This is a genomic window from Aeromicrobium sp. P2_G6 (assembly GCF_056403535.1).
The window spans coordinates 15,396-36,495 of the sequence record NZ_JBFUFH010000002.1 but is presented as its reverse complement, the minus strand read 5'-3'; the positions used below and the strand labels follow the sequence as shown (position 1 = coordinate 36,495).

Below are 21,100 nucleotides of genomic sequence, written 5' to 3'. Positions count from 1 at the left end.
CTGCACACGCATCAGTGTCCGGTGCTGTCCAACAGGTGTGACGCTAGGGTCTCGTCGAGCCGATCCTGCAGGGCAGCGGGGCTGTCGGGATAGACCGCGGGTCGCTTGCCCAAAAACGAAGCGACACCTTCCGAGCCATCGGGAAGCTCGCGGACGACACTGGCGAGTTTTGACTCAAGGGACAGCCCAACATCGAGCCCATGACTCATCGTCGTCCTCAGCCCGGTCTTGATGGCTCGGATCACCGACGGGGACACCTCCGCAATCTGCTTGGCAAGCCGGACCGCCTCGTCCACGGTGTCCTCGGGCTCACACACGATGGTGACGAACTGAGACACGAGTGCGTCGTGGGCGTCAATGGGCCGAGCCGTCGCGAGCATCCTGAACGCCGTGGGGTACGTGACGACGCTCAACAGCCGGCTGAGCTGACCGCCCACAGGGACCAGCCCGATCTTGGCCCCAACGGCACAGAACCGGGCATTGCTCCCGGCCACTCGCAGGTCACAGTTGAGCGCGAGGATGAAGCCGGCGGCGTACGCATTGCCGTTGACGGCCGCAATCACCGGTGTGCCGAGCTCGGGTGGAGCTGTGAAGGCCGCGTTGGCGGCGGGGTCACCTGCGGTCTCGGGGTCGTCCATGACCTCGGCAAGGTCATGACCTGAGGAGAAGGATGCGGTCCCAGCGCCCGTCACGACGATGCATCGGACCGCCGGATCGGCGTCGGCCTCGTGCAGCAGCTCAAGCAGTCGAGCGGTCATCTTGCTGTCGAATGCGTTGCGCTTCGCGGCGTTGTCGATGGTGAGGATGCGTACCGGGCCATCGTCGTGCGACAGGACGGTAGGTGCCGATGTCGGTGCAGTCGCTGTCATGCTGGTCCAAGAACTCTCAGGTCAGTCAGGGCCCCCGATGGGCGCTGGGTGGCGACGAACCGGATCACGTATGCCATGTGCGGGGGCGATGGCGATCGACTCGACGCGGTAACATCACATGGCGATACTGACGCCCCCCGCCAGGCGATATCGCGTCGAAGTTCGAAGACTTTCGCGGCGAACTTCGCGGTTTCCTCAACGTCTGGCCTGCTCGATCGATGAAGGGGAGTGCGGGATGACCGACGAAGCCCGTGTGGGCCGACCGGCTGCCCAGCCGATCACAGCCGACGGCCGGCGGCTGGTCGAGCGGCTGCTTCATCGACGTCGCGATCTCGCCGAGCTCATCGTCGCGGACGTCAAGAACGAGATCGTGGACTACGGGACTCTCGGAGCGCTCACGATGTCTGGTGACGTCCTGGAGACGGCCCTGCTCACCGTGACCGACCTGCTGGAGAGTCTCCTCGACGACGAGCCGACGGGATCCCGCCACCTCGCCAACATCCAACGCAGTGCATCTCGACGAGTCCACCAGGACGTCAGTCTCACCTCGCTGCTGCAGAGCTACCGGATCTGGGGCGCGAGGATCTGGCAGGCGGTGCTCGACGAGGCCGGCGACGACCCAGTCATGCGCGAGGCCGCACTTGGCCTGGTCAGCCGGATCTTCTCGTACGTCGACATGGTGTCGATCACGCTCGCGCAGGTCTACACCGAGGAGTCCGCGGGCGCCTACCGTGCGCGCGACGTCCTGCGGAGCGACCTGCTCGAGAGCCTGCTGTTGGGTCAGGTCCTGTCGGATCGCGCCAGGGTGGAGATCGCCCGCCTCAACCTCACGTCCGACAGCAAGGTTGTGGTTGCGGTCATCAAGCCCGGCGAGATCCCCCCTGAACGGGTGCGGGCGGAGTCGATCAAGATCCTGCAAGCCTGTCGTCAGAACATGACCAAGCAGGCGAAGGTGTTGCTCGGCGTACGCGACGGCGACGTGATCTGCCTCGTTCGGATCGGCAACGCCGCCGAGCTGCAGCGGCTCCACACGGCTGCCCAGGATATCGCCCAGCAGAACCCCCAGTGGCGCGTCTCCGTCGGACGTCCCCACGATGGGGTGGCGGGGATCCAGCGCTCCTTCCGCGAAGCGCAGGAAGCGGCCGCTGTCGCTGCTTCACTGCGTCCACGCGGGGAAGCTGTCCTTTTCTCCGAGGTCATACTCGACCGCATCCTCGTCCGGAGCGACTACGCCGAGGACCTCCTGGAGGAAGCTCTCGGCCCACTGCTGGCCTACGACGCCGAACACAAGGCTGACCTCGTGCTGACCCTTCGCTCCTACATCGCTAACGACATGAACATGACGCGGACGGCCAAGGACTTGATGGTCAATCCCAACACCGTCGCCTATCGCATCAAACGAGTGGGCCAGCTGACCGATCAGGATCCGACCACGTCAACGGGCATCGTGACCTTGGCGGTGGCCCTGCGACTGCTGGGCGGCTGAGGCCGAGCACGGACGACGAGCAGGGCACCCATGCCAAGACATAGGTGCCCTGATGACACCGCGATGCGAGTGTCGTACGTGTCGTGCTGGGAGTGGACCGGTCAGGAAAGGCGCTCGAGGACCATGGCCATGCCCTGGCCGCCACCCACGCACATCGTCTCGAGACCGAACTGCTTGTCGTGCCACTGGAGCGAGTTGATCAACGTGCCGGTGATTCGCGCGCCGGTCATGCCGAAAGGATGGCCGACGGCGATCGCGCCACCGTTGACGTTGAGCTTGTCCTCGTCGATCTTCAGCTCTCGCGCCGAGGCGATGACCTGGGCGGCAAAGGCCTCGTTGATCTCGACAAGATCGATGTCGTCGATCGTCATGCCGGCCCGGGCCAGTGCGAGTCGCGAGGCGTCGACCGGACCGAGACCCATGATCTCGGGGGAAAGCCCCGACACACCGGTGCTGACGATGCGGGCCAGCGGTGTCAGTCCGAGCGCCTTGGCCTTCGTGTCGGACATGATGACCATGGCAGCGGCGCCGTCGTTCAGGGAGCAGCAGTTGCCGGCTGTGACCGACCCATCGGGGCGAAAGACCGGCCGAAGCTCGGCGAGCGTCTCGGGCGTCACTCCACGTCGCGGTCCGTCATCGGCCGTGACCACGGTGCCGTCCGCCAGCGTGACAGGCGTGATCTCACGGGCCCAGAATCCCGAGTCGATCGCGGCGACGGCACGGTTCTGACTCCGCGCCGCAAACGCATCCTGCTCCTCGCGGGAGACATTCTTGAACTGAGCCACGTTCTCGGCGGTCAAGCCCATGGACATGTAGACGTCCGGCAGAAGGCCCTGGTCGCGGGGCTCGCTCCAGGTCGGACCGCCGGCGGCCGCCGCGGCGGTCCGCGCCTGCGCCTCGGCGAACACGGGGTTCTCCGAGCCGGCCGGGCCGTCGGCCCAGCCTTCCTGGTACCGGCTGATCGTCTCCACTCCCCCGGAGATGTAGACGTCGCCCTCGCCGGCCTTGATCGCGTGCATGGCCATACGCGTGGTCTGGACACTGGCCGAGCAGTAGCGGTTGACGGTGACTCCGGCGAGGTGGTCGAGACCTGCGAGAACCCCCACGGTGCGCCCGATGTTGAACCCGGCCTCGCCTGACGGCTGCCCCACTCCCAGCATCAGGTCTTCGATGTCCGCCGGGTCCAGCTCCGGCACCTTGGCCAGCGCAGCATGGAGCATCTGCACGGTCAGGTCGTCCGGGCGGATGTCTTTCAGGGATCCCTTGAACGCGCGACCGATGGGTGATCGGGCGATCGAGACGATGACAGCTTCGGGCATGGTGGCTCCTTAAGAACGAGGTTAGCAAGCGCTCAGTAACTTACTGGTACTGTGCGCCCCCGCGTCCCGTTCGTCAACCAAGAGCCCTTGAGACCTCGGTCACGACAGCCGTTTCATCCCATCGACATCGTGTAACAGACAGCCGTGCCGTCGAGGGCGACCGTGCCGTCGTCGCGGGTCACCGTGGTCTGCAGAGTCGTGATCGGCTTGTCCTGGCGCGCCTCGAGGACGACGGCTCGGGCCGTGATGACATCTCCCGGGCGTACCGGCGCGGTGAAGCTCCAATTCACATTCAGGAACACAGTCCCCGGCCCAGGCAGCTTCTCCGCGACGAGCGCGTTCAGGAGTGCGCTGGTGACGCCTCCCTGCACGACGATCTCGCCGAAGCGTGACGCCTTCGCGGCCGCCACGTCGTAGTGCAGAGGATTGTGGTCGCCGCTGGTCTGCGTGAAGAGCAAGATGTCGTCCTCGAGGACGAGCCGGCTCATCTCTGCAGACTGCCCGACGTACGGATTTGCACGAGACTTCTCCACACCCATCAGGAGCACCTCTCTCCAACCGCACGACCTGCGGCCCCACTCGGCATCCTTGTACGTGGCCACTCCTGAGACTATAGTGATAGCGCACTCTCAAACAAAGTGCTCTCGCAACATTGCCTCTGTCAGGACCGGTACGCCCTATGCGAAACACAGCAAAGCCGTCGTTCGACGAGGTCCACGCGCTTCCCTGCATGGCCGAAGGCCACGTCGAGGCGCAATCCACCGACGGCAACGGGCACATGAACGTTCGTCACATCTATGCCCTCGGGGTGACTGGTGCCGACCTGTTGTCAGAACACGTCGGCATCAACGACGAGTACCGGTCCACCCGACGGATGGGGACGTTCGCCGCAGAGCACCACATCGGGTTCTTCGCCGAGATGCGGGCGGCCGACTCCTATTCCGTGCACCCCCTCTGGATCGATCGGTCCGAACGAGCTGGGCACGTGCTGGTCTTCGTCCTCAACCGGTCCACCCGCAAGCTGGCGTCGATCCTCGAGCTCATCGTCGTCAACATGGACCTGGGCGGCCGCGCATCCGTACCGTTCCCGCCGGACGTCGCCACGGAGATCGATAGCGCCGCGGCAGCCGCACAGGCGATTCCCTGGCCGCTCCCCACCAGTGGCGCCATGAGCGTCCGCCGCTGACGCAGTACAATCATGCCTGACTGAGCGCTCACTCCGGGCTGGTCCAGCGACACAGAGGATGGCACATGACCGCAGGTGCAGAACCTTCCCGCACCGAGGCCACCCGCCATCGACTCCTGGAGGCCGCGACCCAAGCCTTTGCCGAGCGAGGGTTCCACGGCACGAAGACCCGAGACATCACGAACGCGGCCGGGACGAGCTCCGCGGCCCTCTACGTGCACCACAAGTCAAAGGAAGAGCTGCTCTTCCTGATCTCGAAGGCGGGCCACGAGACGACCTTGGCGATGATGCAGCAAGGCCGTCAAGGGTCCGACGATGCACGCGAGCAACTGCGCACCGTCGTCAAGGATTTCGTTGCCGATCACGCCAGGAACCATGGGCGAGCACGAATCGTCAACTACGAAATGGCTGCCCTCGATCCGGAGCACCTCGATGAGATCGCGTCTCTTCGGCATCGCATCGACGTCGAGCTGATCGACCTGATCGCTTCGGGCATCAAAGACAAAACCTTCGACATCCCCGATCCCCGGATCGCAGCATCCGCGATCCTGTCCCTCGGCATCGACCTTGCACGATGGTTCACCGATGACTTCCGGTTGGCGCCCGACGAGCTTGGCGAGGAATACGCTGAGCTGGCGCTGCGCATTGTCCGGGCTCGCGCAGACTGACCGCGGTTCCGGCCCGGCCGCGTCAGGCCAAGACGGAGACGGTCTCGACGACGCAGACCGGCTTGTCGCCGCCCTCCCGCTCCAACGTGACCAACGCGTTGACCTTGTGACCAGGTCCCATTGGCACGACCGAGAGCAGGTCAACCCCTGCGCGCACCTTGGAGTCCACAGGCACGGGTGCCGGAAACCGAAGCTTCTCAGCGCCGTAGTTGACGCCCATCTTGATGCCCTTGACGTCGTAGATCTGCCAGATCAGCTGCGGAACGAGTGACAGGGTCAGGTAGCCATGTGCAATGGTCGTGCCGAAAGGACCCTTCGACGCCTCATCGGGATCGACGTGGATCCACTGGTGATCACCGGTCGCTTGGGCAAAGGTGTTGATCTGCTCCTGAGTGATGACGTGCCAGTCTGAGTAACCCAGGTGGCTCCCGACTGCTTGCTCGAGCTCGCTGATGTTTTCGAACGTCCTCATGACACCGGACCCCCGGCGACATAGAGCACCTGGCCGGAGACGAATCCTGCTGCCTCGCTGGCGAAGAACGACACCGCATGCGCGATGTCCTCAGGGCGCCCCGTCCGTGCGACCGGGATCTGAGCGGCCGCACCGGCCTTGAAGTCCTCGAATGCCATTCCCATGCGCTCTGCTGTTGCCGCGGTCATCTCGGTCTCGATGAATCCCGGCGCGATGGCATTGGCGGTTACGCCGAACTTGCCCAGCTCGTTGGCCAGCGTCTTGGTGAAGCCCTGGATGCCGGCTTTTGCTGCGGCGTAGTTCGCCTGGCCCCGATTGCCCAGCGCCGACGTGCTCGACAGGTTCACGATCCGGCCGAAACCTGCTTCGGTCATGTGCTTCTGGACGGTCCGGCTCATCAGGAAGGCACCTCGCAGATGCACGTTCATGACGGCGTCCCAGTCGTCCACGCTCATCCGAAACAGCAGGTTGTCCCGTATGATCCCCGCGTTGTTGACGAGCACGGTCGGGGTGCCGAGCTCGTCAGCCACTCGATCGACGGCAGCTTGCACTGCGGCCTCGTCGGAGACGTCGGCACCCACAGCGATCGACCGCCCACCAGCCTCTGTGATGCCTTTGGCGACCACGGCGCAGGCCGATTCGTCAAGATCAAGGACGGCGACGGCCATCCCGTCGTCGGCCAGCCTCCGGGCGACTTCGGCGCCAATGCCGCGGGCGGCTCCGGTCACGATCGCAGTGCGGGTGTCATTCATACGGTCACTCCTGGGTCAGGGAATCGATACTGAGAGCCAACGCACGAGTACTTACTGAGCGCTTGCTAACTTTGCGGAATCTAACCCTCTACGGTCGAGTCGGTCAAATTCCCAGCTCGACGCGGCAGCCCCGCGCACGCTCCTGCTATCCGGGAGCGAGCTTCTGGAGAACCGCTTCAGCCTGCTGAACCATGTGCCGGACGATGGCACCGGCTGGCTCGACGGATCCAACGATCCCCGCGGACTGTCCGGCGTAGAGCGCCATCGCCTCCAAGTCACCGGCGAGGCCAGCCATTGGGGGAAAGAAGCTGTATCGGGGCACGTCCATGCCACCGGGGGCGGTGGCGATGATGTCTCCCTCCCCCGGGCGCGACCCAGGCATGGGCTCGCCGGCGGCCTGCCACTCGTTGGTCGTGCTGTTGCCCAGCACCCGGTGAGGAGCCCGTGGCCAACCGACGTCGAACATCGTGCTGTAGACGGTGTCCTCCTCGCTCGCACCGACCACCCGTTGCTGGTAGACGTCGGCAATCGGCGCTTCCTCGCTTGCCAGGAATCGGGTGCCGACCCACGCGGCATCCGCGCCGAGCGCCAGTACGGCGGCCAGTCCGCGGCCGTCGGCAATCCCGCCCGCGGCCAAGACTGGCATCTCCCCTACCGCTGCCTTCACAGCAGGAACCAACGGGAGCGTCGCCACCCCGCCCCACACATGGCCGCCGGCCTCCCACCCTTGGGCGACGACCGCATCCACTCCGATCGCGGCGGCGCGGCGCGCTTCGGCGGCGCTGCCGACCGTGAGAATCGCGAGCGCACCCGCAGCATGCACACGATCGAGGTACGGCTCGGGGTCGCCCCAGAAGAACGACACCACCTTCACGCCAGCGGCGAGAACTGCTGCCAGTTGCTCGTCGCGCCGCTCGTCGATGACCAGGTTGATGCCGAAGGGCCGATCGGTGAGCGCCTGAGTGCTGCGCACCGCGTCACCAATGCCGTCCGGTGTGAGCCAGGTGCCCTGGAGCATCCCCAATCCACCGGCGTTCGAGACCGCCGCAACCAGCTGCGGCGACATTGCTATGGGTGCGGACACGACGGGGGCTTCGACGCCGACCAGGCGCGTGAAGCTGGTGGAGATCATCGCGCGTCCCGCATCATCCCGGTCTCCGGGTGGCAGTTGACGTACTCGAAGGTCTGGTCCTGACCGTCCGAGACGGAGACCTCGTGGTAGAGACGGAGTTCCTGGAGGATGGCGGCGTTCGTGAGGAATGTCGCAAAGATCCGGAGGTGGGTGGGATGCGACTCCGCCCAGCGCTCGAGTGCAGTGAGGGACGCCCAATGGCCCACGTTGTATGTCTCATCGAGGAGGTTGCCGTCGAGGTCGATGTTCTGGACGAAGCGGCTGCTGTAGCAGCCCACGGCGGGCCCGTTGTCGCGCAAGAAGTTCATTCCCTCGACGAGAGTCGGCTCGATCTTGTCGAGGTAGACGGCGCGCCCTTCGGGACCCGCATCCGTCCATTCCTGCCCGGAACGGATCAGGACGACGTTGTCGTGACCGGCAACGATCACGCGACCACGTTTCGTGGGTTCACCCGAGATCACGGTGAGCTTTCCGGACGGCTGCATCCAGTCCGTCTGCGACAGGGGGAATCGCTCGCGCATGGAGCCCCAGTAGCCGTGCTCGTTGATCTCCCCGCTCACTCCTCCCAGCGCCGCCCCGACGCCCGGCAGGACGTCCTGGTACCCGTAGACCGTCTCGAGCTGCTCCATGCGCGGACGTTGAGTTTCGCGAAAGTAGCCCACACCGTCATGGAGTCGGTCGTCGGAATCCCACCAGGCGGCAACAGCCACCGAAGTCCGCCAACGGTCATGCGCTGCGGGGTCGAGCCAGTACGCGGCGATCATGAGGTTGTGAAGACCCAGGTGATCGAGGTGATACGTGAGGTCGTGGTGCTTCGGACCGTCCGGGGCATCGAGTATCGAGACCATGTGACGCACCGCGTCCAGTGCCCGTCCTCGCGCTGCCTCACCGCCGTACTGGACGCCAAGGTAGGTCATGACGACCTGCTGCGTCGGCGTCGTGGGGCGCGCGCAGTAGCTCGGATACGCAGGCACATAGTCGTCGGGGACCCGTCGCGTGAGAGTGCGGGGACAGGTGAGGTTGGTATCGATGGCAGATTCCATGGTCGCCTCCTGAGATCACGAGGTGTCGTCGGCAGGACGCCGCGCGACGGCTGCTCAGGACGCTAGGGCTCGATCCGCCTGACGAGGTATGGGATTTCGCAGGGGTTCCTCGATAAATCTTGCGATCTCCCTGTATCGGGCCCGAACCCGCTAGTCCCACCATCGGTGTAGGCACGTGGTCCGCGTCACAAAACGGGCCGAGGCCGTGAACTGATCTCTCGACAGTTCTGCTTCTCCTCCTTGAAAGAAGGCACATCTGATGGCACGACGCACCGGTTTCGTATGGCACGAGAAGTACGCCTGGTTCAACCTGGGGCAGGACGCAGGTTTCGTCCACCCGGACGGCATGACGATCCAGCCCGACACGCACGTGTACGACCTCGAGGTCGTGCGCAGGTTCCGCAACCTGCTCGATGTGAGCGGACTGCTCGATCAGCTCACCCGCGTCAACCCGCGTCATGCGAGCGACAAGGAGCTGGGCCGCGTCCACACCCAGGAGATGATCGACGCGACCAGAGAGCTGTCCGAACTGCCCATGGGCGGCGAGGTCGGAACGTTTGCTCCGATCCCCCGAGGCACTTTCGAGATCGCGTCGCTTGCCGCCGGTGGAGCGATCGCGGCCGTCGACGCCGTCATGAACGGCGACGTCGACAATGCATACGCGCTGCTCCGTCCTGCCGGGCACCACGCCGAGCCGGAGCAGTCCGTGGGCTTTTGCGTCTTCTCCAACGCGGCCATCGCCACGCGCCACCTCCTCGAGGAGCGCGGCGTGGGACGAGTGGCTCTCGTCGACTGGGATGTCCACCACGGCAACGGCACCCAGGCCGCGCTGTACGACGAGCCCAGAGCGTTGACCATCTCCATCCATCAGGACCGCCTCTTTCCCCCGGACAACGGCTTCGTGGAGCAGATCGGCTCAGGCGACGCCGAAGGAACAAACCTCAACATTCCGCTGCCTGCTGGCTGCGACGCTTCGGCATATCACGAGGTCTATGACCGAGTGGTCATCCCGGCCCTCCGGAAGTTCCGCCCCGACTTCATCATCATCCCGAGCGGCTTCGACGCCGGTCACATGGATCCCATGGGCCGGATGCAGATGCACTCCGAGGGCTATCGCGAGCTCACGCGCAAGCTGATGGCCGTCGCGGATGAGTTGTGCGGAGGACGGCTGGTGTTCCTGCACGAGGGCGGCTACTCCCGTTGGACAGTGCCGTTCTACGGCCTCGCCGTCATGGAAGAGCTCTCGGGCATCGACACCGGCGTGGTCGACCCGTACCAGGGCTGGAACTCGACCGAGCATCTTGATCTGATGCCGCACCAGTCTGCTGCGATCGATGCCGCAGCGGTGAACCTCAAACGGGTTCCCGACCACGGCTGACACCTTCACGCCCGAGCCTGACGGCGCCGGGACGTGACGAAGGCCCCCTGACCAGCATCTCTGGTGGTCAGGGGCCTTCTTTTGGTAGCCGCGACGGGATTCGTGTCCACGGGATCTGCATGGCCTGTCACCAAGGGTGGATCTTCTGCCCGATCTCGGGGTTCAGGAGCCGTTCAGCGCCCTTCGGCAGCGAGGCCGGCCTCAAACACAGGGTCGGGAACCGCGTCGGCCCAATCGTTCATCGCGTCAAGCACGCTCTGCAGGCTTTGCCCGACGGGATTCAATTCGTAGACGACTCGGGGCGGGATCTCCGCGAAGGCCGTACGCGAAACAATTCCCGCGGCCTCGAAACGCCGCAGCCTCCTCGTCAGAGTGTGGGCACTAATGCCTGGCAGGGCGTCGATGAGCTCATTGAAACGGTGCGGACCGCGCAAGAGCTCGCGAACGATGAGCGTCGCCCAAGGGCCGTCCAGCAGGATGAGGAATCGCGCCACCCCGCACTCGGGCAGGTGGTTGTCATATCTCACAGTCTCAATCTAGCCCATTAGTGCAGTTGATGTAACCAGTGCATCGCATGCACTAATGGACCATGACATTTATTGTGCACGGCGCCACAGGCGCCCAAGGTTCCCCTGTTCTCACCGCCCTGCGAGCCGCCGGCCACACCGCGACAGCCGCAGTCCGAGACACCACATCAATCGACGGAGCCGCTGTTGCGGTCGACTACACCTCGGTCGATTCACTGGCGACTGCGTACGAAAACGCATCCGGCGTGTTCGTCCATCTACCGATCGGCAGTCCTGAGCAGCAGGCCCAGTACGCCCGAGCAATCGGCGAGGCAATCGACAGAACGAACCCAGCACGAGTCGTCGTCTCCACCAGCGGCTACCCCGCTGTCCCAGGAATAGGTCCGAGCATCCTGCTCGAAGAGCTGGAGCGCCAGGACTGTTCGTTCGCCGTGATCGAGCCGTGCCTGTTCCTGGAGAACCTGCTCCTGCCGATCGTCGTAGGCCCCGTTCGTGATGAGGGTGTGCTTCGCTATCCGCTGCGGGCCGACTACCTGACGTCCTGGGTCTCCCACCTGGACGTCGCCGACGTTGCTGTCGCCCTGCTCACCGACACCAGCATCACCGGCCGCGTCGCCGTGGGCGCTCTGCCACCACTGCTCGGATCAGACCTCGCGGACGGGTTTGCCCGTCACTACGACAGGTCCGTCACGTTCGAGAGCCTCGAACCCGAAGCCTTCGGTGAACTTATCCTCCCACTGTTCGGTGAGCAGGCAGCCCGCCCCGTCATCGACGCCTACGTCTGGCGCAGAGACCTGCCCGGGGAGGTCATCTCGGATGAACAGTCCGCACAGAAGCTGCTGGGGCTCACGCCTCGCTCTGTGGATCAGTGGCTCCGCGAAATCGGCATCTGATCCCACCAGCCGTCAGCGGCGACCGGTCTGAACATGGTCAGCCGGGACTGGAGCGCTTGAATATCGCGGCGGCACATGACAAAGGCCCCTGACCGGCATTTCTGCTGGTCAGGGGCCTTCGAGTGGTAGCGGGGACAGGATTTGAACCTGTGACCTCTGGGTTATGAGCCCAGCGAGCTACCGAGCTGCTCCACCCCGCGTCGCCTGCTCCACTTTACGGGTCGGGGACCCACGGATCAAATCGGGGGTCCCCTCCCCTCCTACTTCTTCTTGGCGCTCTCGTCCTCGACGGCCTGACGGGCGTCGTCGATCTTCTGGCCCATCTGGTTGATCTTCGACTGGTATGTCGCGAGGTCGCCGTCCTTGAGCGCCTTCTGGGCGTCGTCGTAGAGCTCGGCCGCGTCGTCCAGCAACGCCGAGGCAGTCTTCGACCCCGGAGTCTGGTCGTCGGGCGTTGTCGGGGTGCCGGTGTCGTCCGGCGTCGAGCCCTTCTGGAGCCCCAGCGTGACGCGCAACGCCTCGTCGAGCGACTGGCCGAAGCCGACGTCCCCGCCGAACGACGCGATGACGAACTGCAGCACCGGGTATGAACCCTCGACCGCGGTGCGCTGGATGTAGACGGGTTGGACGTAGAGCAGGCCGTTGCCGACCGGCAGAGTCAGCAGGTTGCCGTACTTGATCGTCGTCGTCTTGGACTGCTGGTACTGCAGCAGCGCCTGCGAGACGCCCTTGTCGGCCTGGAAGTCGTTCGCGATCTGGCTCGGACCAGAGATCTGCGTCTCGTTCGGCAGCTGCAGGATCTGCATCTTGCCGTAGTTCTCGGTGTCGGTCGCCTCGGAGTTGACCGACACGAACGCCGCCAGGTTCTGCCGGCTGTTGGGCAGGTAGACGCTCGTCACCGAGAACTTCGGGGTGTCCTCCCCGGGCCGCGCAGTCGACAGGTAGTACGGGGGCTGCAGGGCGTTCGACCCGGTCGGCGCCGTCGGGTCCTCGGGGACCTTCCACCGCTGGTCGTCGTTGTAGAACGCCTGGGCGTCGGTCACGTGATAGCGCTGCAGGACGTCGCGCTGCACCTTGAACAGGTCGACCGGGTAGCGCAGGTGCTCCAGCAGCCCGTTGCTGATCTTGCTCTTGGGCTCCACGACGTCGGGGAAGACCTTCATCCACGTCTTGAGGACGGGGTCCTCGGTGTCCCACTGGTAGAGCTTGACCGAGCCGTCGTAGGCGTCGACGACCGCCTTGACCGAGTTGCGGATGTAGTTGACCTGGTCGGTCGGCAGCGCGGTCTGCGAGTTGCTGGTCGTCAGCGTGTCGGCCGTGGCCTCGCGCAGCGAACGGTGCTCGGAGTAGGGGTAGGAGTTGCTGGTCGTGTAGCCATCGACGATCCAGACCACTCGGCCGTTGACGACCGCCGGGTAGGAGTCGCCGTCGACCGTCAGCCACGGCGCGACCTTCTTGACCCGGTCGCGAGGCTCGCGGTCATAGAGGATCTTGGACTCGGAGTTGACCCGGTTCGACAGGAAGATGTTGGGCTCGGCGAACTTGAAGGCGTACAGCGCCTTGTTGAACGCGTTGCCGATCGGCACGCCGCCCTTGCCGTCATATGTGTTCTGGGTCGCGTTGTCCTTGGTCGCCTTGTTGGACGAGGATCCGCCGCGCGGGGTGTCGACCTCGATCGGGGTGGCGCCCTTGGGCCGGCCGACGATCGAGTAGGACGGGGACTGCTCGCCGAAGTAGATCCTCGGCGGCGTCGCGGTCGTGAGCTCCCCGATCTGAGGGATGTCCTTGGCCACGAACACGGGCTCGCCGTTGGGGCCACGCTGGTTGCCGCGGGCCGCGACGATGCCGTAGCCGTGCGTGTAGACCGTGTGGTCGTTGGCCCAGTTGCGCTGGCTCTGCTGGAGGCCGGAGAGCCTGAGCTCGCGAGCCGCGATGATGACGTCCTGCGGTTCCCCGTCACCGAGCTTGTAGCGGTCGACGTCGAGCGTCGTCGGGACGGCGTAGTAGCCACGCACCTGCTGCAGCTGCTCGAACGCGTCGGAGATCAATGTCGGGTCGAGCAGTCGGGTGCTGACCCGCGACTCCGCGGACGAGGCGAGCTCGGTCGGGGCGAGTGTCGTCTTGGCCGAGTAGGGCTCCGCCTGGACGTCCTTGACGCCGTACGCATCGCGCGTCGCCTCGATGTTGCGCGCGATGTAAGGCGCCTCCTTGTCGGGCTCCGACGGCTTGACCTGGAAGCCCTGCATGACGGCGGGCCAGATCGCGCCGATCAGGATCGACGTCAGCGCGAGCAGACCGAGGCCGATCGCCGGCAGCGCCCACGAGCGGATGAAGATCACGGCGAAGAACAGCAGTGCGCAGATGATGGCGACGCCGATGAGGATGTTCTTGCTGGGGATGCGGGCATGCACCGCGGTGTAGCCGGGGCCGTCGATGAGCTTGCCCGAGCTGATCATGAGGCCGAACCGGTCGAGGTAGTACGAGACCGCCTTCAGCAGCACGCCGAGGCCGACGAGCACGGAGAGGTGCACCTGCGCCGCCCGGGTCAGCTTGGGCCCGCGCCCGGCGATACGGATGCCGCCGTAGACGTAGTTGAGGAACAGCACCGCCAGGACGGTGATGACGATCAGGGCGAACGAGTACGACGACAGGAACCGCCACCAGGGGTAGTCGAACACGTAGAAGCTGGCGTCCTTGTGGAACTGCGCGTCCTTGACGCCGAACGACGTGCTGTTGCGCCACTTCTGGTAGGTGTCCCAGTGGGCCGCGGCGACGGATCCGGCGAACCCGGTGAGCACCAGGCCGAAGCCGATCGCGAGGGGACGCAGCAACGGCGTCAGCGCCAGGCGGTAGCGGTAGGCGGGGTCGTCGCGTCGCATCGGCGCCGCATCGGGACGAGTGCGATAGGCGACGACGAGGTTGCCGACGACGAACAGGCCGAAGACCAGGCCGAGGATCAGGAACATCGCCACCCGGGTGAACAGCACACTGCGGAACACGTCGCTGTAGCCGACCGACTTGAACCACAGGCGGTCTGTCCACACGCTGGTGAAGATCGAGCCGAGGAACAGCAGCAGGGCCAGTGTGATGAGCGTCGGGACCAGCACGCGCTGGCGACGGTCAGGCCCGCGTCGAGGCTCCCGGCGGGGGCGGGGGGTTCCGAAGATGTCGCTCACGTGGCTCCTGGTGACGGGATGACAAGACTCTATGCCAGAGTGCGGCGGAGATGTTCGATCAGGCCCGGTACGAGATCGGGCCCCTCCAGCAGCTCGGCATCACGGGGTTCTCTGGCGCGTACGGCGCTGTGCGCGGCGCCGTCGCGGACGACTGCTGCGACGAGCCGCACCTCACGACGATCGGGGTGCGCCGCGACGACGGCGAGCAGCTCGTCCGGATCGTCCGGCAGCAACGCTTCGGCCTCGGGCGGCAGCATGATGCGCTCGACCACGGCGGCGCAGCCGGCGACGGCGTCGGGCCACACGATCTCGGTCAGCAGCTCCTCGAGCTCGCGGTCGGCCGGCAGCTCCTGCTCGACCGGCGTCATGCTCGCCGGATCGTCCGAGAGCTGGTCGGCCAGGCCGGGCTCCCGTGCGATCAGGTCGGCGGTCGGCACGAGGGCGAACAGCCGCGGCGGCTGGTCCCAGCCCTCAGCGCCGACATGGGACTCCACCTCGAGGGCGGCCTGGCGCAGCGGTGAGTCAGGCATCAGCTGCATGACGGCACCGAGGCCTTGGGATCGTCGGCGAGCTTCTCGAGCGAGGAGACCGCATCCTTCAGCGTCGAGATCTTGACGAGCTTGAGCCCGTCGTCATCGCCGTCAGTGGCTTCGGCGCAGTTGGCGGCGGGGACCAGGAAGATCGTCGCGCCATGGTCGGCGGCGCCGGCCATCTTCTGCCGGATGCCACCGATCGGGCCGACCGTGCCGTCAGGCGTCATCTCACCGGTGCCGGCGATCTTCTTGCCGCCCGTCAGCGAGCCCGGGGTCAGCCGGTCGTAGATCGCGAGGGCGAACATCGTGCCGGCGCTGGGCCCGCCGATCCGTTTGTCCACGTTGTTGGTGATCTTGATCGGGTAGGCGTAGGTCACGCCGATCGTGATGCCGACTCGCGGGAGCTTCTTGTCCTTGGGGTCGGCACGCGTCACGACCGGAACCTCGAGGGACTTGCCCTTGCGCTCGACGGTCAGGCGTACGGTCTCACCGGGCTTGTGGGTGCCGACCGCCTTGACGACCTGGTCCGGGGTCGTGACCTTGGTGCCGTCGACCGCCGTGAAGACGTCGCCGGCCTTGAGCAGCTTCTCAGCGGCGCCACCCTTGACGACTCCTGCGACAGATGGTCGGCCGGTGACGGTGTAGCCCGCAGCGCGCAGAGCGGCGACGCGTGACGAGTCCTTGGACCCTGACAGCTGTGCGGCGGACTCCGCCGTGGACTGCTCGGCCGTCTCGTTGTCGGGATAGATCAGGTCCTTGGGAACCACGGCCTTGTCGGGGTCGATGTACGCGTTGACAGCGCCCAGCAGTGAGAGCGGCCTGTCGGCTCGACGCACCGAGACCGTGGTGAAGAAGAGTGCGCCTGTCGTCGGGTAGGTCTTGACGTCCGCACCGAACGTGAACATCGGCTTCAGCTTGCCCTCGGAGTCCTCGTACTTGCCGAGGGTGTTGAAGGGGTCTCCAGGACTCATCGTGACGTACGGAACCGGCACGAGGATCGCCACGCAGCTGAGCACGATCAAGGAGATCGCCGCCACGACCAACGTCGTGTAGCGAGCACTCAGCTTCGACGGGTCGGACACACGGTGAGCCTAGTCAGTGCCGGCAACACGCGCGCCTGCGGCCGGGGAGTCCGGCGAACCCACCCATGCAGCGTCTCCGGACGTGTAGGTCTGGTGTTTCCACACCGGTACGTCGGTCTTGAGCTCGTCGATCAACCGGCGGCAGGCCTCGAACGCCTGCGCCCGGTGCGCAGCCGACGCGGCGACGACGACGGCCAGGTCGCCCACGACGAGGTCGCCGACGCGGTGCACTCCCGCAAGTGCCACGACATCGCACTCCTCCGCGATGCGCTCCGCGACGTCGCGAAGCCGTCCGAGTGCAGTCGGGTGCGACGAGTAGCCGAGCGCGGAGACGTCCTGCCCCTCGTCGTGGTCGCGGACGGTTCCGATGAACACACAGATGCCGCCGGCTGCCGGGTCGGTCACGGCGGCGTAGACCTCGTCGAGGCTCAGCGGTGTGTCACGGATGTCGAGCAGGCGTACGGCAGTCATGTCGGATTCATCGTAGAGCGAACATCGAGGGCGTGGGATCGGCGGATCCGGTCGCTACTGTTGAGGCATGGCCGAGAACGAGAACGAAGAGCCCGAGAACCCCTTCAAGGGCACACCCATGGAGCAGCTGTTCGGTGCCTTCTCCGGCGGCCAGATGGACATGAACCAGATCATGGGCCAGATGCAGAAGATGTTCGCCCCGCACGAGGGCAGCGTCAACTTCGACCTGGCCAAGGACGTGGCCCGTCACACGGTGGCCGCGGCCGGCGCGGATCCCACGCCCAACTCATCCCAGCAGGGTGCGGTCGACGATGCCGCGCAGCTCGCCGAGTCGTGGCTCGACACCGCGACGTCGTTCCCGGTCGGCGCGACCACGGCGACGGCATGGAGCAAGGCCGAGTGGATCGAGGCGACCTCGGACACCTGGCAGCAGCTCGTCGAGCCGATCGCCGCGCACGTGGTCAAGGCGATGGCCGAGGCGCTCCCCGAAGAGGCCAAGGCCATGGCCGGCCCGCTGATGGGGATGTTGACGCAAGCGGGCGGCGCGATGTTCGGCCAGCAGGTCGGCCAGGCCCTCGGTGGCCTCGCCGGTGAGGTCATGTCGTCGACCGACATCGGCATCCCGCTCGGCCCCGAGCGGATCGCGGCCGTGCTGCCGTCCGGCGTCGAGGCCTTCGGCGAAGGGCTGGAGCACCCGGCCTCGGACGTACTCCTCTATGTCGTGCTGCGCGAGTGCGCCCACCACCGGCTGTTCCACCACTCGCCCTGGCTGCGACCGGCACTCGTCGGCGCGATCGAGGAGTTCGGCCGCGGCACCCGCATCGACGTGACCGCGATCGAGTCACAGCTGCAGGGGCTCGACCCCTCGCGGCCCGAGGAGATCCAGGAGGCGCTGGCCGGCGGCCTGTTCGAGCCGGAGCGCACACCCGAGCAGCAGCGCGCGCTCGACCGGCTCGAGACCCTCGTCGCGTTGATCGAGGGATGGGTCGACGAGGTCGTCACCCAGGCGACCAAGGACCGCATGCCTGCAGCCGCCCCACTCGCGGAAGCGATGCGCCGCCGCCGTGGCGCCGGCGGCCCCGCGGAGCAGACCTTCGCGTCGCTGGTCGGCCTCGAGCTGCGACCCCGCAAGCTCCGCGAGGCGACGACCTTGTGGGCCGCGCTGCGCGACCGGCAGGGACCCGAAGCCCGCGATGCGGTGTGGAGCCACCCCGACCTCATGCCGTCCGCGGCCGACCTCGACGACCCACTGGGCTTCGCGCAGGGCGAGCACCGGACCCAGAGCGATGACGACTTCGACGCCGCACTGGGCGAGCTGCTCGACAACGACCCCGGCGATGCAGATCCCGACGCCAGCACCGACGGCCCCCGCGAGTGACACTGCGCGACGACGCGCGCTCCGTGCTGTGCGACTGGTCCGCGCCCGACTACGAGCAGGATCGGCTCCGCCGGCTGTATGTCGCGCACACCGAGTCGTACGCCGACGCGATGAGTCGGGGGTGCCATCCCGACCACCTCACGGCGAGCGCCATCATCTTCTCGGCCGACCACCAGCGCGTGCTGCTGACCCTGCACCGCATCATCAAGCGCTGGTTGCAGACCGGCGGGCACTGCGAGCCGGACGACGCGAGGCTCGCCGAGGCCGCGCTGCGGGAGGGCCGCGAGGAGAGCGGCATACCCGACCTCACGATCGACCCGGTGCCGGTGCTGCTGTCACGCCACGAGGTGCCGTGCGGGCCGATCAGGCCGGCGCACCACCTCGACGTGCAGTACGTGGCGGTCGCGCCCGCGCAGGCGCAGCACGTCATCAGCGACGAGTCGGACGACCTGGCCTGGTTCGACGTGGACGCGCTGCCGGCTCAGACGGACGACTCGGTCAGGGCGTTGATCGCTGCTGCCAGGACACGCCTTCGAGGAAGCCCTTAGCCTTTGTGGTCTCGGGGTAGGCGTCGACAAGCGCCCAGAACCGCTTGCTGTGGTTGGGCTCGATGAGGTGCGCCAGCTCATGCAGCAGGACGTAGTCGATGACCCATTCGGGCATGCCCTTGAGCCGGTCAGACAACCGGATGCTGCGGTCGACGCTGGTGCAGGAGCCCCAGCGGCTGTTCTGGTTGCTCACCCACCGCACCGAAAGCGGGACTGCGCGCCCCTCGAGCCAGGTGGTGGACAGCTGGGCAGCGCGTGCCTGGAGGTCGTCGTCACTCGGGCGTACGCGCTGCTCACGCCGGTCGAGCCGCTCGACCAGGCTGCGAACGTGGCGCTCCTCCTCGGCCTTGGACAGGTTGGCCGGCATCAGCACGATGGTCTTGTCGCCCTCGCGATAGGCCCGCACCGTGCGCTTGCGGCGCGCGCTGCGCCGGATCTCCACCTCGCCCATGTCGGGAAATCTATCTCGTCGTGCCGACCTTTTCTCCGTCCACAACGCTCCCTGTGCAAACCGGCTGGTCACACAGGCAGATCGGCGCCTGGGCCGGGGCGGACGCACAGGTTGTGCACCGCCCCGTCCACATGGCTCCTCGGCGTTCCCCACAAGTTGTCCCCACTGTTATCCACAGGCGTGGACAACAGTTGTTCGAAACCGGTTGCTGACACCGGGGTAGCGGCCTAGCGTGAGCGCCATTCGAGGCCCTCGACGGAGCTCGCAAGGGGAAGGCAAGCTCCGTCGGGGGCCTCCCTTTGTCTCTCGGGACGCAGGGACCGGCTGAACCTGCAATTTCAGACATTGCGACGCGCCGAACGCCTTCACGCTCAGCTGAGCGTGAAACGGCCCTCCCACGCGTACGCTGAACGTGACTAGCACCACATCGGCAAGGAGGCCGCAATGTCGGAAACATGGAGTGGCGAGTTCTACTGCGTCAAGTGCAAGGAAAAGCGCGAGGCGTCCGGAGAGGTCCACGTCAGTGACAAGGGCACTCGTATGGCCAAGGGCATCTGCCCGGTCTGTGGCACCAAGCTGAACCGGATCCTCGGTAAGGCCTGAGCCACCAGCGGGGATCCGGGCCCCGCACTTCCCCGAGTTTTGCGGAGGATCCGACACCGTCGGATCCWCCGCTTCTCGTTGAGGCCAAGCGAGCTCTGCGAGCGCGCGCCGAAGCGGGTTGAGTCGAAGCACGTCGAAGGCGTCAGCTAATCGAAACCTCGTGACGTGACCACCCAACTTGTGGACGAGCGGTTCGTCAGGCGCACGCCAGAGGGCCAACCTGCACACATGGCCTTCCGACCCGCCCTCCGCCCCGGAGCACCGCTCCTGCGCCGGGACGCCGCACACCTGCAGGTCGGCACCTCCCCCGGCATCGTCATCCCTGACCGGCCCGGACTGGTCGACCTCCTGCACCTCCTCGACGGCGCCCGCGACGTGGACCGCCTGGCCGCCGTCGCCCGCGCCACGATCCCCGAGCTCACGGTGCCGGTTGCCGAGGTTCTCGCTGAGCTGCGCTCGGCCGGCGTGGTGTTCGACGCGACGCGGTGGAGTGGCGCGCAGCGACGAGGGCTGGACGCCGAGGCCCGCCACGCCGACTTCGGCGGTGACGACCCTGGCCGGCTCCGCCACCGGCAGACGTATGGGCTGGCGATCCACACCGACAGCGGCAGCCGCCAGCTCGCTGCGATCACGCAGACGGTGCTCGCGGACTCGGGCGTCACCCGGCTCGGCGCCGACGACCCCGACCTGCTGGTCATCGCCTCGTGCGGTGAGCCCGCGCGCACGGTGTTCGAGCAGCCGGTCCGGCTCGGCCTCGACCACTTGCCTGTGGTGATCGACGAGGACCGGGTTCGCATCGGGCCACTCGTACGCCCCGGCCGCACCCCCTGCATGTCGTGTCATGACCTCCACCGTGCCGACTGGGATCGCGCCTGGCCGGCGCTGGTGCACCAGCTCGGGCGGCACACCGCCACCATGACGCCGCCGGCGCTCGACGCCGTCACGACCCACGCGGCCGCGCTCGAGCTCGCGGTCGAGGTGCTGGCTCACGCCGAGGGACGGACGACCCGCACCTCGGCCCGTTGCCTGGTCGTCGGCCCGGCTCACGACGACCGGAGGACCTGGCCGTTGGCGTTCCACCACGCGTGCACGTGTGACCTGCTTCGGGCGGCCTGACCAGGCACTCGTGACTA

At 66.4% G+C, this 21,100-nt stretch carries 22 protein-coding genes, 1 tRNA gene and 1 pseudogene; 10 read left to right on the top strand and 14 right to left on the bottom strand.

Going from position 1 to position 21,100, the window contains the following annotated elements:
* Positions 1–11 precede the first annotated feature (11 nt).
* On the bottom strand, positions 12–869 hold the full coding sequence (locus AC1DVU_RS06580) for an enoyl-CoA hydratase/isomerase family protein (protein ID WP_476921631.1): 858 nt from the start codon (positions 867–869) through the stop codon (positions 12–14).
* A gap of 235 nt (positions 870–1,104) precedes the next feature.
* Here AC1DVU_RS06580 and AC1DVU_RS06575 point away from each other — a divergent pair, with 235 nt between their 5' ends.
* The gene (locus AC1DVU_RS06575; RefSeq protein WP_476921630.1) at positions 1,105–2,355 is read left to right on the top strand and encodes a PucR family transcriptional regulator; all 1,251 of its coding nucleotides are present in this window, start codon (positions 1,105–1,107) and stop codon (positions 2,353–2,355) included.
* Positions 2,356–2,456: 101 nt separating this feature from the next.
* Here AC1DVU_RS06575 and AC1DVU_RS06570 read toward each other — a convergent pair whose 3' ends face one another.
* Positions 2,457–3,674 carry an acetyl-CoA C-acetyltransferase gene (locus AC1DVU_RS06570; RefSeq protein WP_476921629.1) on the bottom strand — a complete coding sequence of 406 codons (1,218 nt, stop codon included), beginning with the start codon at positions 3,672–3,674 and terminating at the stop codon, positions 2,457–2,459.
* A 113-nt stretch (positions 3,675–3,787) separates the two neighbouring features.
* Positions 3,788–4,276: a MaoC family dehydratase gene (locus tag AC1DVU_RS06565; protein WP_476921628.1), complete on the bottom strand. Its 489-nt coding sequence runs from the start codon at positions 4,274–4,276 to the stop codon at positions 3,788–3,790.
* 77 nt (positions 4,277–4,353) lie between these two features.
* On the opposite strand from AC1DVU_RS06565, the gene AC1DVU_RS06560 reads away from it, so the two are divergent.
* From AC1DVU_RS06560 to AC1DVU_RS06550, 3 genes and pseudogenes are all read left to right on the top strand, one after another.
* Complete coding sequence (locus AC1DVU_RS06560; RefSeq protein ID WP_476921627.1) at positions 4,354–4,860, top strand: thioesterase family protein; 507 nt, start codon at positions 4,354–4,356, stop codon at positions 4,858–4,860.
* A 65-nt stretch (positions 4,861–4,925) separates the two neighbouring features.
* A pseudogene (locus tag AC1DVU_RS06555) lies at positions 4,926–5,093 on the top strand (TetR/AcrR family transcriptional regulator); the annotation flags it as partial.
* Positions 5,094–5,144: 51 nt separating this feature from the next.
* Complete coding sequence (locus AC1DVU_RS06550; RefSeq protein WP_476922463.1) at positions 5,145–5,528, top strand: TetR-type transcription factor C-terminal domain-containing protein; 384 nt, start codon at positions 5,145–5,147, stop codon at positions 5,526–5,528.
* Positions 5,529–5,550: 22 nt separating this feature from the next.
* Here the strand turns inward: AC1DVU_RS06550 and AC1DVU_RS06545 are convergent, their stop codons facing one another.
* The 4 genes from AC1DVU_RS06545 to AC1DVU_RS06530 form a co-directional block, all read right to left on the bottom strand.
* Positions 5,551–6,000 (bottom strand): MaoC family dehydratase, encoded by a 450-nt coding sequence (locus AC1DVU_RS06545; RefSeq protein WP_476921626.1) that lies wholly within the window; start codon positions 5,998–6,000, stop codon positions 5,551–5,553.
* Complete coding sequence (gene fabG / locus AC1DVU_RS06540) at positions 5,997–6,752, bottom strand: 3-oxoacyl-ACP reductase FabG (RefSeq protein WP_476921625.1); 756 nt, start codon at positions 6,750–6,752, stop codon at positions 5,997–5,999. The genes AC1DVU_RS06545 and fabG overlap by 4 nt, the downstream gene beginning before the upstream one ends.
* 145 nt (positions 6,753–6,897) lie before the next feature.
* Positions 6,898–7,884, bottom strand: coding sequence for an NAD(P)H-dependent flavin oxidoreductase (locus AC1DVU_RS06535; protein WP_476921624.1), 987 nt, complete (start codon positions 7,882–7,884; stop codon positions 6,898–6,900).
* Entirely contained in the window at positions 7,881–8,927 is a 1,047-nt protein-coding gene (locus tag AC1DVU_RS06530) for a phenylacetaldoxime dehydratase family protein (protein ID WP_476921623.1), read from the bottom strand. Before AC1DVU_RS06530 ends, AC1DVU_RS06535 begins: the two co-directional genes overlap by 4 nt.
* A 259-nt stretch (positions 8,928–9,186) precedes the next feature.
* Between AC1DVU_RS06530 and AC1DVU_RS06525 the strand changes: the two genes are divergently transcribed.
* Positions 9,187–10,305, top strand: coding sequence for a class II histone deacetylase (locus AC1DVU_RS06525; RefSeq protein ID WP_476921622.1), 1,119 nt, complete (start codon positions 9,187–9,189; stop codon positions 10,303–10,305).
* A 173-nt stretch (positions 10,306–10,478) separates the two neighbouring features.
* On the opposite strand, the gene AC1DVU_RS06520 is transcribed toward AC1DVU_RS06525, so the two are convergent.
* Positions 10,479–10,832 (bottom strand): winged helix-turn-helix transcriptional regulator, encoded by a 354-nt coding sequence (locus AC1DVU_RS06520; protein WP_476921621.1) that lies wholly within the window; start codon positions 10,830–10,832, stop codon positions 10,479–10,481.
* 62 nt (positions 10,833–10,894) lie between these two features.
* Between AC1DVU_RS06520 and AC1DVU_RS06515 the strand changes: the two genes are divergently transcribed.
* Entirely contained in the window at positions 10,895–11,725 is an 831-nt protein-coding gene (locus tag AC1DVU_RS06515) for an SDR family oxidoreductase (protein ID WP_476921620.1), read from the top strand.
* Positions 11,726–11,848: 123 nt separating this feature from the next.
* Here the strand turns inward: AC1DVU_RS06515 and AC1DVU_RS06510 are convergent.
* From AC1DVU_RS06510 to AC1DVU_RS06490, 5 genes are all read right to left on the bottom strand, one after another.
* Positions 11,849–11,925 (bottom strand) — tRNA-Met (locus tag AC1DVU_RS06510).
* 60 nt (positions 11,926–11,985) lie between these two features.
* On the bottom strand, positions 11,986–14,901 hold the full coding sequence (locus AC1DVU_RS06505; RefSeq protein ID WP_476921619.1) for a UPF0182 family membrane protein: 2,916 nt from the start codon (positions 14,899–14,901) through the stop codon (positions 11,986–11,988).
* A 29-nt stretch (positions 14,902–14,930) separates the two neighbouring features.
* On the bottom strand, positions 14,931–15,440 hold the full coding sequence (locus AC1DVU_RS06500) for a PPA1309 family protein (RefSeq protein WP_476921618.1): 510 nt from the start codon (positions 15,438–15,440) through the stop codon (positions 14,931–14,933).
* Positions 15,431–16,516 carry a YlbL family protein gene (locus tag AC1DVU_RS06495; RefSeq protein WP_476921617.1) on the bottom strand — a complete coding sequence of 362 codons (1,086 nt, stop codon included), beginning with the start codon at positions 16,514–16,516 and terminating at the stop codon, positions 15,431–15,433. Before AC1DVU_RS06495 ends, AC1DVU_RS06500 begins: the two co-directional genes overlap by 10 nt.
* 9 nt (positions 16,517–16,525) lie before the next feature.
* Entirely contained in the window at positions 16,526–16,987 is a 462-nt protein-coding gene (locus AC1DVU_RS06490; protein WP_476921616.1) for a molybdenum cofactor biosynthesis protein MoaE, read from the bottom strand.
* Between the two features lie 67 nt (positions 16,988–17,054).
* Between AC1DVU_RS06490 and AC1DVU_RS06485 the strand changes: the two genes are divergently transcribed.
* Complete coding sequence (locus AC1DVU_RS06485) at positions 17,055–18,365, top strand: zinc-dependent metalloprotease (RefSeq protein ID WP_476921615.1); 1,311 nt, start codon at positions 17,055–17,057, stop codon at positions 18,363–18,365.
* The gene (locus AC1DVU_RS06480; protein ID WP_476921614.1) at positions 18,362–18,913 is read left to right on the top strand and encodes an NUDIX hydrolase; all 552 of its coding nucleotides are present in this window, start codon (positions 18,362–18,364) and stop codon (positions 18,911–18,913) included. The genes AC1DVU_RS06485 and AC1DVU_RS06480 overlap by 4 nt, the downstream gene beginning before the upstream one ends.
* Here AC1DVU_RS06480 and AC1DVU_RS06475 read toward each other — a convergent pair.
* Positions 18,864–19,364: a M48 family metallopeptidase gene (locus AC1DVU_RS06475; RefSeq protein ID WP_476921613.1), complete on the bottom strand. Its 501-nt coding sequence runs from the start codon at positions 19,362–19,364 to the stop codon at positions 18,864–18,866. The two genes, AC1DVU_RS06480 and AC1DVU_RS06475, sit on opposite strands and share 50 nt — an antisense overlap.
* A gap of 444 nt (positions 19,365–19,808) precedes the next feature.
* Here AC1DVU_RS06475 and AC1DVU_RS06470 point away from each other — a divergent pair, with 444 nt between their 5' ends.
* Both AC1DVU_RS06470 and AC1DVU_RS06465 read left to right on the top strand, forming a co-directional pair.
* On the top strand, positions 19,809–19,967 hold the full coding sequence (locus AC1DVU_RS06470) for a DUF5679 domain-containing protein (RefSeq protein WP_332667574.1): 159 nt from the start codon (positions 19,809–19,811) through the stop codon (positions 19,965–19,967).
* 228 nt (positions 19,968–20,195) lie between these two features.
* Entirely contained in the window at positions 20,196–21,083 is an 888-nt protein-coding gene (locus tag AC1DVU_RS06465; RefSeq protein ID WP_476921612.1) for a hypothetical protein, read from the top strand.
* Positions 21,084–21,100: the final 17 nt, after the last annotated feature.